Genomic DNA, 12,412 nt, shown 5'->3' with positions numbered 1-12,412 from the left:
GGTGACCAGGCGACTCCGAGAACGCGCTTGGCCATGCATTTCCAGACAATCACCGTTGCGCAGACGTGAGGGACACCCCTCCGCGCTGCCGCTCGTTCCATGCGAGGACTACATGACAACTGCGACGACGCCCGAGGATGTTCGGACGCCTGCCAGGCAGATGCTGAACAAGGTTCCCGAGGTCACGATCTGGTTCTGGATCATCAAGATTCTCTGCACCACGGTCGGTGAAAGCTTCGCCGACTGGATCAACATGAACCTCGGCGTCGGCCTGATCAACACGGCGTTGATCTTCACCGTGGTGCTGGCAGGCGTCATGGGCTGGCAACTCAGCACCAAACGCTACGTCCCGTTCGTGTACTGGCTCGCCGTCGTGGTGGTGAGCGTGACCGGCACCCTCTACACGGACATCCTCACCGACAGCCAGGGCGTCCCCCTCGCGTTGAGCAGCAGCGTCTTCGCCGGCCTCCTGGCCGTTGTCTTCGGGATCTGGTACGCCCGCGAGCGGACCCTGTCGGTCCACACCATCACCACCCGTCCCCGTGAGCTCTTCTACTGGCTCGCGGTCCTGGTCACCTTCGCCCTCGGCACCGCGACCGGCGACTGGACCCTGGAACTGACCGGCTGGACCGCGGGCGTCTCCGTGTTCCTGCCGCTCGGGCTGATCGTCGCGATCGTCCTCGGATGGCGCCTCGGCGCCAACGCGGTGCTCTCCTTCTGGCTGGCCTACATCCTCACCCGCCCGCTCGGCGCCAACCTCGGCGACTGGCTCGGCTCGCCCAGCGGCGACGGCGGCCTGGGTCTCGGCACCGCGGTGACCAGCGTGATCTTCCTGGGCGCGATCCTCGCCACGGTCGTGTACCTCACGGTCAGCCGCAGCGACGTCATCGAGACCGACGCTGTCGCTCATGCCCCGCAGGCGCTGAACCCGGCCCGCGAGCGGATCATGCTCGGCTACTACGCCGTCGTCGCGGTGGCGACCGCGGCGCTGCTCGTCTGGGCGCACCACCAGCCCCACGCGGCCGCGGCCAGCGAGGAGGACAGCCCCGCACCCGTGACCGCCCACCTCACCCCGGAGCAGGCGACGTCTCCGTTCCCGCCGGCCGAGATCGCGAAGTTCCGCACGATCGCCGCCGACACCCTGGCAAAGCTGAACGCGGGCGACCAGTCGGCCGCGACGGCCCGGGTGACCGACCTGGAGACCGCCTGGGACAAGGACCAGTCCGCCCTTGAGCCCAAGAGCGGACAGTCCTGGCACTTCCTCGACGGCGAGATCGACCAGGTCCTGACGGCGCTGCGGGCACCGAACCCCGACAAGGCCACCGAGGTCAAGGCACTCGACACCCTTCTCACCTCGCTCGGCTGACCGAGCCCGACGACGGACCGCCCCGGCGCATCCCTGGCGCCGGGGCGGTCGGCGGTCCGGTCCTGGGCGGGCGGTTGCATGCGTTTTGCGAGTGCGACTTACTCTGACAGCTTGTAGGAGCCCCCGGGAGGGTGTCAGCGTGTCCCGGTCAGGCCCCCGAGGGGACACCGGAGGGTGGTCCCGCGGCCACGGCGGGGCCGTGTCCCTGGTCGACGGTGGGGCCGTGGCCTTGGTTGAGGAGTGGAGAGAATGAGCGAACACCGGCGCCGACCGGCGGGCAGGACCACGCCGTCCGGCTCGGACGGTATGCCGTACGGCGGCCGGGCCGCGGCACGCAGGGCAGCCCAGGCCAAGGGCGGGCGTGCCCGTCGCGCGGGGGGCACGCGGCGTACGGACGAAGGACGTCCCGCTCGGCGCGGCCTGATCGACTACCCGCGGGCGGGCAGGCGCGGCTTCCGGCGCTGGCTGCCTTCGTGGAAGCTGGTGTCCGGCACCTTCCTGCTGTTCGCCGGCGGGCTGATGGGCCTGTTCGGCTACGCCTACGCCACGACGACGATCCCCGGCGCGAACCCCAGTACACAGGCGCAGAGCAACACCTACTACTGGTCCGACGGCTCGGTGATGACCACCCAGGGGTCGACCAACCGGCAGAACGTCGATCTCGCGCAGGTCCCGAAACTGGTCCAGTGGGACTTCCTCGCCGCGGAGAACGCCACCTTCTACTCCGATCCGGGCATCGACACACAGGGCATGCTCCGCGCCGTCTACCACATGGCCACGGGCGGTGACGTGCAGTCGGGGTCCACCATCACCCAGCAGTTCGTGAAGAACACCTATCTCAGCCAGGACCAGTCGGTCACCCGCAAGCTCAGGGAGATCATGATCTCCCTGAAGATCGGCGGCCAGATGTCCAAGGAGGAGATACTCCAGGGCTACCTCAACACCTGCTACTACGGCCGGGACGCCTACGGGATCGAAGCCGCGGCCCGCACCTACTACCACGTGCACGCCTTCCAGCTGAACGTCAGCCAGGGGGCCTTCATCGCCGCCACGGTCAACGAGCCGAGCCTGCTGATGCACGCCGACACCGACCCGCAGGCCAAGGCCCAGGCCAAGGCGCGCTGGACGTACGTGCTGGACCGGATGGCGAAGATCCACCAGATCACCGACGCCCAGGAGCAGCGCTACCTGGCGGCGGGCTTCCCCACGCCGAAGCCGTACACGCCGTCGGCGGGAATGGCCGGGCAGACCGGCTACCTGGTGCAGGCCGCGGCGAAGTACGTCGAGGCCCACACCTCCCTCACCGAGCAGCAGCTGGACCGGGGCGGCTACCAGATCTACACGACCTTCGACAAGAAGAAGGTGAACGCGCTGTCGGCGTCCGTGGCGGCGATGGAGCACCGGCACCTCGACCCGCAGCACCGCTCGGCCGACAAGGACGTCCAGGTCGGCGCGGCGTCGATCAGCCCGTCCACCGGCGCGATCGTGGCGCTGTACGGCGGGGCCGGCTGGAACAAGGGGCACTGGACGGACAACGCGGACGCGACCGGGGTGCCGGTCGGCTCCACCTTCAAACCCTTCGACCTGGCCGCCGCTCTCGACCACGGCGCCGTCCTCTCTCCCGGGCAGCAGGCCTCGCCGATCACCCCGGCCTCGAAGTTCGACGGCGACGACGGCATCACCATCAAGAACCAGCAGGGCCAGGAACTGCCGGACCCGAACGACCCCACGGGGCTCCTGCACCAGCGCAACGACGTGACCACGAAGTGGGGTTACATCACCCTGCGCAAGGCGATGGAGCAGTCGGTCAACACCCCCTACGTCCAGCTCGGCGAGTACGTCGGCTACGACAACGTGGAGAGCGAGGCCCTCAAGGCGGGGCTGCTGCGCACGAGCCTGCAGTACGACACCCCGGGCTTCTACATCGGTACCTCCACACCGTCGGCGATCCGCATGGCGGACGCGTACGCCACCTTCGACGACGGTGGGATCCAGCACGAGCCGTACTCGGTGACCAAGGTCGTCGCCGACGGCCGGCAGCTGCCCGGCTTCGCCAAGCCCAAGGGCACCACGGCCATGCCCTCCGCGACCGCGGACACCGTCACCGACGTCCTGCGGGACGTCGTCAAGAACGGCACCGGTACCCACGCCCAGGCCCTGGGCCGCCCGGTGGCCGGCAAGACCGGTACGACCGACGACTACAAGTCCGCCTGGTTCATCGGCTACACCCCGCAACTGACCACGGCTGTGAGCATGTTCAAGGAGGACCCGAAGAACGCCGGCCTGCAGTCCATGCAGGGCGTCGGCGGCTACGCCAAGGTCTTCGGCGCCGACATGCCCACCGAGGTGTGGACCGGCTACATGACCGCCGCCCTGCAGGGACAGCCCGTCCAGCAGTTCCCGCCCGCACCCGAGCCGGGCCAGAGCACGGACGAACTCGGCGCACCCTCGCCGACGCCTTCCGCCACCGTGGCCCCGAGCACACCCGCGGCCACCCCGACGGCACCGGCCACCCCGACCCGCACGGCCGCACCGTGCCACCGGCATCGGAGGCACTGCGTCAACCCCAGCCCGACCGACACCACCGGCACCACGACCGGCACCACCGCCGGCACCGGGGGCGGCCTGCTCGGCGGCACAACCGGCGGCAACACCTCCCCCTCGCCGACGACCAGCTCACCGGCCCCGGCCTTCACCCGCGGGGGGTGAGCGCGTCGGCCGTACGGCGCGCCCCATGTCCCGCGGCCGCACCGTCCTCACCCGGCGTTACGCTCGGGGACTGTGAGTGACGCGCCGCGCAAGCAAGTGACGGAGACCCCGGGGGAGCCGCCGGCGGAACCGGGGACCGCCCTGCGGGTCGCCGTCGTGCTTCTGGTGGCGGCCTCCGGGGCGCTGGAGACCATCTCCTTCACCGCGTTGGACCGGGTCTTCGCCGGGGTCATGACCAGCAACCTGGCCCTGCTCGGGATGGCGGCCGGCCGTGCCCAGGGCGCGGGTGTGACCGCGGCGGTGCTGGCGCTGGCGGGATTCGGGCTCGGCGCGGCCGTCACCGCCCGGTTCACCCGCGGGTGCGAGGGCACCGTCACGCACTGGCCGCGGCCGGTGCTGCGCTGTCTCGTCGGCGAGGCGCTCCTGCTGGCCGCGGGCGCGGTGGTCTGGGCCGTCCTGGGCGGAGCGCCGGGGCGGACGGCCCGGGACGTCCTGCAGTTCGGTGCCGCGCTGACGATGGGCATCCAGTCGGGGGCCATGGTGGCGGCCGGCCGGGCGGCGGCGCCGACCACCTATCTGACCGGCACCCTGGCCACGTACATCGTCAAGGGAGTGGGGGCGGGCCGCCCGAGCCGCTGGGTGCCCGTCCGGCTGGCAGCCCTGATCGCGGGCGCGGCGGCCGGCGCGGCGGTACTGCGGACCGCGCCGGGATGGGCCGGAGTGCTCCCGCCGGTGCTCGTGGTGTGCGCCCTCCTGGCCGCGGGCACGCCTGCGGACCGGACGGGCCGCGGCGCGTCCGGGTAGCGAGTGCGAGGCCGCGGTCTCCTGGCCGGGCGGAGTCGATGTGCCGGTGTTCCCGGGGCACCTCCTTCTCGGTTCTCCTAAATTAGTAATTAATCTTGACACAGTTTCGGCCACGGGCCACAGTCGTCGCCGTGACGACGCAGGACCGCTCCGGCAGAGCGGCCCGCGTCCGGTTCTCCTGCTTCCCAACCCCCGGGAGACGCAAGTGACTTCGCACCCGCCCGCAGCCGGACCCCGGCACCACCGGATCACCAGGGCCGCCCTCGCGGCAGCCGTCGCGGTGGTCCTGGCCGCCACCGTGACCCCCGACGCCGTCGCCCGGACGGCCGTCGACCAGGGCGCACCCGCCGGCTATGACAGCGGCCTCGCGCCGACGCCCTACATGGGCTGGAACTCGTACTACGGGCTCGGCGCGCCCACCGAGAAGGAGGTACGCGCCGTCGCCGACAAGCTGGTCGGCAGTGGCCTGCGGGACGCCGGCTACGACATCGTCTGGCTGGACGGAGGCTGGCAGGCCGACAACCCCCGGGACGCCCAGGGCCGGTTGGTCGCCAACCCGGACCGCTTCCCCTCCGGCATCCCCGCCCTCGTCTCCTACCTGCACAAACGGGGACTCCGGGCCGGCATCTACACCGACGCCGGCACCTACGACGGCGGCAGGAGCTGCGGTCTGGGCAGCCGTGGGTACTACGACCAGGACGCACGGCAGTTCGCGGGCTGGAAGATCGACGCGATCAAGGTCGACTTCCTCTGCGGGATCGGCGCCAAGCTGGATCCGGGCCCCGCCTACAAGGAGTTCAGCGACGCGGTCGCCAAGTCCGGCCGGAAGATGCTGCTGAACCTCTGCAACCCGCTCACCGACGACTGGGGCCTGCCGCACACCCCCGAGCAGGACGCCCACAACACCTACGTCTACGCCCCGGCGATCGCCGACTCCTGGCGCACCGGCACCGACATCGCCTGGGGCACCCCCAGCCCCGGCGAGTGGCCCAACATCCTGCGCAACATGGACGCCAACGCCTGGCACCCCGAGGCTCAGGGCCCCGGCCACTACAACGACCCCGACTACCTCATCCCGATGCGGAAGATGACCGACGGGACGTACGAGCTGACGCAGGAGGAGTCCACCACCCAGTTCGTGATGTGGGCCGAGATGGGCTCGCCGCTGATGCTGGGCTCCGACCCGCGCACCCTGTCCGACTCGATGCTCGGCACCCTCCGCAACCCGGAGATCATCGCCGTCGACCAGGACCCCCTCGCCGTCCAGGGCGTACGGGTCGCGACCGACTCCGTCGGCGACGTCTACAGCAAGGTCCTGCAGGGCCACGGACAGCGCGCGGTCGTCCTGCTCAACCGCTCCGACCAGCCGGCCCTGCGCACCGTGCAGTTCGCCGACACCGGCCTCGGCGGCCCGGTCCGGGTCCGTGACCTGCGGGCGCGCGCCGACCGGGGTACGCACACCGGGTCGTACACCGTCGAGGTCCCCGCGCACGGCACCGCCTTCCTGAAGCTGACCGGCGCCGACGCACTGCCGGGGACGGACCTGGGCGTGGCGGCCACGGCGAGCCCCGCCGTGGCGAGCGACGGCTCCGCCTTCTTCCGGGGGACGCACGGCTCGCTCGTCCAGAACACCGGCGGGAGCACGAAGGACCTCGGCGGGCCCGCACAGGGGAAGATCCTCGGCCAGCCCGCCGTGTACGCCTCCGCCGGCGGCCGGATCGACGTCTTCGTACGCGGCGCCGACTCGCGGGCCTACCGGCGGGTCTACGCCGACGGCCGCTGGGGGCGGTGGCAGTCCCTCGGCGGCGATCTGACCGACGCGCCGTCCGTCGCCTTCACCGATCCCGCCCACTGGACGCTGTTCGCGCGCGGCGCCGACGGCACGGTCGTGCAGCGCGGCCCGGCCACCGGCTGGTCCTCGCTCGACGCGCCCGCCGGACTGCAGGTCTCCGGCCGGCCGTCCGCCGCCGTCGACGCCCAGGGGCGCGTCCGTGTCGCCGTCCGCACCACTGCCGACGACGTGTGGACGCGGACCCGGGACACGTCGGGGGAGTGGTCCGACTGGACCTCGCTCGGCGGGACCGTCAGCGGCAGCCCGACGCTGGTCGCCGCCGGGGACGCGGTGCTGCTGTACGCGCGGGCCGCCGACTACACGCTCTGGCAGCAGCGGTACGCCGACGGCGCCTGGCAGGGCTGGAGCAAGCGGCAGGAGTTCCCGAGCGCCGCCTTCGACGGCGCGCTCGGCGCGGTCGCCGGCCCGGACGGAGCCGTGGACGCGGTGTTCCGCGGAGTCGACGGCCACGTGTACCGGACCCAATTCAAGTGAACGAGGAAACCACCATGGCCAACCCCCAGACCAGCAGACGGCGGTTCCTCGCCGGACTCGGTGCCGCCGGGACCGCGGCACTGCTCAGCGGCTGCGTCACCTCCACCTCCTCCGGGAAGACCTCCTCGAAGGGCCCGGCGACCCTCCAGTCCAACCTCTCCGCCCCGCAGGCCAAGGCCGCGATGGAGGACCTGGTCGCGGCCTACGGCAAGAAGGGGTCAGGCAGCGCGAGCCTCAACACCGTCGCCGCCGAGACCTTCCGCACCCAGCTGCCGACGTACCTCACCTCCGCCAACCCGCCGGACGTCTACACCTGGTACCCCGGCTCGGTCGCGGACGCCTACGCCAAGAAGAACCTGCTGCTCGACCTCGACGAGGTGTGGAGCTCCTCGCCCGACCTCAAGCGGTACACCAAGGCACTGAACTCGCTGTGCACCGCTAGCTCCGGCAAGAAGGTCTTCGTGCCCAACACCTACTACTGGTGGGGCATGTTCTACCGGAAGTCCAACTTCGCCAAGTGGGGCGTGAGCGAGCCGAAGAGCTGGGACGAGTTCCTCGACCTGTGCGACAAGCTCAAGTCCAAGGGCGTCGCCCCGATCGGGCTCGGCGCCGGCGGCAACACCCCCTGGGTGGCGTCGGCCTGGTTCGACTACCTCGACATCCGGATCAACGGCGCCCAGTACCACCGTGAACTCCTCGCCGGGAAGCACCGGTTCGACGACCCCGAGGTCCGCAAGGTCTTCGACCGCTGGCAGGAGGTGCTGCCGTACTTCGACCCGAACGGCACCGCCCTCGCCTTCCAGGACGCCACGACCGCCCTGCTGGGCGGCAAGACCGGCATGATGCTCATCGGCACCTTCTTCGCCGACTCGGCACCCAGGAGCGCCCTGGACGACATCGACTTCTTCCGCTTCCCCGTCATCGACGCGAAGATCCCCCTGGCCGAGGAGGCGCCCGTCGACGGCTACTTCGCCAGCGCCCGCACCGGCCGCCGCGACCAGGTCTTCGACCTGCTGAAGTACCTCGCCACGGCCGGGGCCCAGGAGATATACATCAAGGGCTCCTCCGGCACCGTCCTGCCCTGCAACCCGGACGCCAAGGACTCCGGCACCGCGCTGGTGAAGAAGGGCCGCGCGCACGTCGCGGAGGCCGCCGAGATCACCCAGTTCTTCAACCGGGACTCCAGCGACGCCCTCCAGCCCACCGCGGACACCGCCCTGACCAAGTTCCTGGCCAAGCCGAAGCAGATCGGCAGCATCCTGACCGACTGGCAGCGCGACGCCCAGAAGATCTGGAACGCCTGACGTGGCCGTGCTCACCGCCCCCGACCGGACGTCCCCGGCCCGCCTGCCCGTGAGGGGCAGGCGGGCCCGGGGCCCCCGGCGCACCCCGCCGCTGGTCCTCGCCTTCGTCCTGGTCCCGCTGCTGGCCGAGGCCCTGTGGGTGTTCTGGCCCGCGCTGCAGGGCTTCTACCTCGCCTTCACCAAGTGGGACGGCGTCTCCCCGCCGCAGTTCGTCGGCCTGGACAACTTCCGGGAGATGGCCCACGACGACGTCTTCCGCAGCGCGCTCGGCCACACCGTGCTCTGGCTGGTCCTCTTCGGCGGCCTCTCCGCCGTCCTGGGCCTCGCCGCCGCGCTGCTGCTCCAGCAGGAGCGGCGCGGCGTCGGCTTCTACCGGGCCGCGCTGTTCCTGCCGGTCGTCTTCTCGCTCGTCGCCACCGCCCTCGTCTGGCAGGCCATCTACCAGCCCGACGGCGTCCTCAACCGGATCCTGGCAGGCGTGGGCCTCGGCAGCCTCCAGCACGCCTGGCTCGCCGACCAGGACACCGCCCTGTACGCGGTGATCGTGCCCGCCCTGTGGCGCCAGATCGGCTACGTCATGGTCCTGTACCTGGCCGGCCTCAAGGGCATCGACCCGGCGCTCTACGAGGCCGCCAAGGTCGACGGCGCGAGCGCCTGGCAGCGCTTCCGGCACGTCACGCTGCCCCAACTGCGCAGCGTCAACGCGGTCGTCCTGTCGGTCATCGTCATCGACTCGCTGCGCTCCTTCGACGTCGTCTGGTCCCTCACCCGCGGCGGCCCCTACCACTCCTCCGAACTGCTCAGCACCTACATGTACTCGACCGCCTTCCAGTCCCTGCGCCTCGGCTACGGCTCCGCCCTGGCCGTCGTCATCTTCGTCCTCGCCTTCGGGGTCATCGCCTCCTACCTCGTCCGCGCCTTCCGGGAGGCCGACTGATGTCCGCCGACGCCACGGCCGACTTCCCGGCCAACTCCACGGCCAACTCCACGGCGCTGCGCCGCAGAAGGGCGGCCACCGCCGGTTTCCACCTCGGTGCCGGCGCCCTGGCCGTCCTGTGGCTGCTGCCGATCGCCCTGGTCCTGGTGACCAGCCTGCGCTCCTTCGACGACATCGCCGCCCACGGCCTGGGCAGTTGGCCGCACTCCTTCACCCTGTCCAACTTCGGCCAGGCCTGGACCGGCGGCGGCCAGCAGCAGGCCCTGATCAACAGCCTGCTCGTCACCGTCCCCTGCGTCCTGGTGACCCTCGCCCTCGCCGCGATGGCCGCGTTCGCCCTCAGCCGCTACGAACTCCCCTTCCGCCGCTCCCTGTTGCTGCTCATGCTCGGCGGCAACCTGCTTCCGCCGCAGATCCTGCTCATCCCGGTGTCCAAGCTCAGCGAGGTGCTGGGCGTCTACGACACCCTGCCCGCGCTGATCGGCGTGCAGATCGGCTTCGGCGTCGGCTTTTACGTCTTCGTCCTGCACGGGTTCATGCGGTCGATCCCGGTGGAGATCCAGCAGGCGGCGGTCGTCGACGGCGCCGGGCCCTGGCAGATCTTCTGGCGGATCATCCTCCCGCTGACCCGCCCCGCCCTGGCCGCCCTCAGCGCGCTGTCCTTCACCTGGATCTTCAACGACCTGCTCTGGGCGATCACCGTCCTGCGCAGCGACACCAAGATGCCGATCACCGCCGCCCTCATCGGACTCCAGGGCCAGTACGTGTCGATGTGGAACGTGATCGCCGCCGGCTCGGTCATCGCCGCCGCGCCCACGGTCGCCGTGTTCCTGCGCTTCCAGCGGCACTTCGTGGCGGGCCTCAACCTCGGAGCGGTCAAGTGACGTACCAGCGCTGGACCTTGCGGACGGACCACACCAGCTACACCGTCCGCCTTTCCCCGGACGGGCCGTGGGCCGAGCTCGACGCCTGGGGCCCGCTCGGCGTCGAGGACGGGCCGTCCGCCCTGGACTGGTCCCACCGCACCCACTTCATCACGCCCGCCGACGCGGCCCCGGCCGAGTACCTGCCGTACGGGCTGCGGCCGTTCACCGGATCCGAACTGGTGGTACGAGGCCGGGGCGAGGACCGGGGCGTGTGGTGGGAGTTCGCCGGCGCCGAGGAGACGGCCGGGGGCCTGCGGCTCGCCTTCACGGACGAGCTGACCGGCCTGCGCACGGTCCTCTGCTACGAGACCGTCCCCGGCACCGACGTGATCCTCCGCTGGGCCGAGTTCACCGCCGCCACCGGACTCCGCCTGGAACGGCTCGACTCGGCCGCCGTCACCGTCCCCGTCCGGGGCGCGGCCCGGCTGACGTACCTGTCCGGTCAGTGGTCGCAGGAGTTCCAGCACACCCGACTCGACCTCACCCGGGGCACGTTCAGCATCGGCAGCCTGCAGGGTGCGCCCGGCCACGCGTACGCGCCCTGGCTCGCCGTGCAGGACGGGGACGCCACCTACGGCGTCGCCCTCGAATGGCCCGGCAACTGGCACATCACGGCGGAGGCCGAGCCGGGCGGTGCCGTCCGGGTCCGCGCCGGGCGGGTCCCGCACGAGGGCGCCGTGCACCTGGCCGCCGGTGAAACCCTCGCGACCCCCCGCCTCGCCTGCGCCTTCAGCCCCGACGGACTCGACGGCCTGTCCCGGGTCTGGCACCGCTACGAGCGCCGCCTCACCGGCGACCGGCTGCACCGCACCCGCAAGGTCCTCTACAACTCCTGGGAGGCCACCGGCTTCGACGTCGACGCCGCCGGGCAACTGGAGCTCGCGAAGGCGGCCGCGGACCTCGGGGCCGAGCTGTTCGTCGTGGACGACGGCTGGTTCACCGGCCGCGGCGACGACACCGGCGGCCTCGGCGACTGGTACCCGGACCCGGAGGCGTTCCCGCAGGGCTTCGACCGGTTCGTGGCGGACGTCCGCGCCCTCGGCCTGGACTTCGGCCTGTGGGTGGAGCCGGAGGCGGTCAGCCCCGGCAGCCGGCTGCACACCGAACACCCCGAGTGGGTCTACCGCATCGACGGCCGCCCGGCCCGCCTCGTCCGCAACCAGCTGCTCCTCGACCTGGGCCGCACCGACGTCCAGGACTTCGTCATCGGCACCCTCGACCGGCTGCTCGGCGCCTACGGCATCGGCTACCTGAAGTGGGACATGAACCGCCCGCCCACCGAACGCGGCCGCCCCGGCACCGGCCCCGCCGACGCGGTCGACCTCGACGCCGAGCACGTCGCCGGATACCTGCGGGTCCTCGACCACCTGCGCGCCGCCCACCCCGACGTCACCGTCGAGGGCTGCGCCGGCGGCGGCGGACGGATCGAGCACGCCACCATCGCCCGCACCGACGTCGTCTGGCCCAGCGACAACACCGCGCCGATGGACCGGCTGCGCGTCCAGCACGGCTTCCTGCACGCCCACGCGCCGCACGTCATGAGCTCCTGGGTCACCGACGCCCCCGGCATCTTCGACCCGCGCCCGCGCAGCCTCGCCTTCCGCTTCGTCAACGCCATGTGCGGCGTCCTCGGGATCGGCGCCGACCTGCGCGCCTGGACCCCGGAGCAGCGGGCCGAGGCCGCCCGCTGGATCGCCCGCTACAAGGAGGTGCGGGACGTCGTCCACCACGGCGAGGCCCGGCTGCTCGGCACGCCGGACGACCCCACCTGCGGCGTGCAGTTCGACGCCGGTGACCGGACCGTCGTCGCCGCGCTCTCCACCGGCCGCCTCGACGGGGCACCGCTGCTCCCCGGCCGCCCCGACCGGCTCCGGCTGCGGGGCCTGGACCCGGCGGCGCGCTACCGGGACACGGCGACCGGAACGCCGTACGGCGGAGCCCATCTGCTCCACCACGGCCTGCCGTTCGCGTGGAGTGCCGAACACGACGCCGACCTGGTGGTGCTGAGGCGCCTGTAGGCCGCATATGTTTCCAGCAGCT

The 12,412-nt window shown here is 71.6% G+C and carries 8 protein-coding genes; all 8 read left to right on the top strand.

Translation table 11 applies throughout. The features are described from left to right. Positions 1-112 precede the first annotated feature (112 nt). On the top strand, positions 113-1,366 hold the full coding sequence (locus ACFZB3_RS43510) for a hypothetical protein (protein ID WP_391387697.1): 1,254 nt from the start codon (positions 113-115) through the stop codon (positions 1,364-1,366). 249 nt (positions 1,367-1,615) lie between these two features. Then, positions 1,616-4,075 carry a transglycosylase domain-containing protein gene (locus tag ACFZB3_RS43505; protein WP_391387694.1) on the top strand — a complete coding sequence of 820 codons (2,460 nt, stop codon included), beginning with the start codon at positions 1,616-1,618 and terminating at the stop codon, positions 4,073-4,075. A 72-nt stretch (positions 4,076-4,147) separates the two neighbouring features. Further along, entirely contained in the window at positions 4,148-4,879 is a 732-nt protein-coding gene (locus ACFZB3_RS43500) for a DUF1275 family protein (protein ID WP_391387691.1), read from the top strand. Positions 4,880-5,084: 205 nt separating this feature from the next. After that, entirely contained in the window at positions 5,085-7,205 is a 2,121-nt protein-coding gene (locus tag ACFZB3_RS43495; RefSeq protein WP_391387688.1) for a glycoside hydrolase family 27 protein, read from the top strand. A gap of 14 nt (positions 7,206-7,219) precedes the next feature. Beyond that, positions 7,220-8,509 carry an extracellular solute-binding protein gene (locus ACFZB3_RS43490; protein WP_391387685.1) on the top strand — a complete coding sequence of 430 codons (1,290 nt, stop codon included), beginning with the start codon at positions 7,220-7,222 and terminating at the stop codon, positions 8,507-8,509. Position 8,510: 1 nt separating this feature from the next. Beyond that, positions 8,511-9,446: an ABC transporter permease subunit gene (locus ACFZB3_RS43485; protein ID WP_391387680.1), complete on the top strand. Its 936-nt coding sequence runs from the start codon at positions 8,511-8,513 to the stop codon at positions 9,444-9,446. Next, entirely contained in the window at positions 9,446-10,330 is an 885-nt protein-coding gene (locus ACFZB3_RS43480; RefSeq protein WP_391387677.1) for an ABC transporter permease subunit, read from the top strand. The genes ACFZB3_RS43485 and ACFZB3_RS43480 overlap by 1 nt, the downstream gene beginning before the upstream one ends. Further along, positions 10,327-12,390: an alpha-galactosidase gene (locus ACFZB3_RS43475; protein WP_391387674.1), complete on the top strand. Its 2,064-nt coding sequence runs from the start codon at positions 10,327-10,329 to the stop codon at positions 12,388-12,390. Before ACFZB3_RS43480 ends, ACFZB3_RS43475 begins: the two co-directional genes overlap by 4 nt. The last annotated feature ends 22 nt before the right edge of the window (positions 12,391-12,412 follow it).

The sequence above is a fragment of the Streptomyces sp. NPDC008092 genome (genome assembly GCF_042957285.1).
Lineage (GTDB): Bacteria > Actinomycetota > Actinomycetes > Streptomycetales > Streptomycetaceae > Streptomyces.
This window is presented reverse-complemented; position numbering and strand designations above follow the sequence as displayed.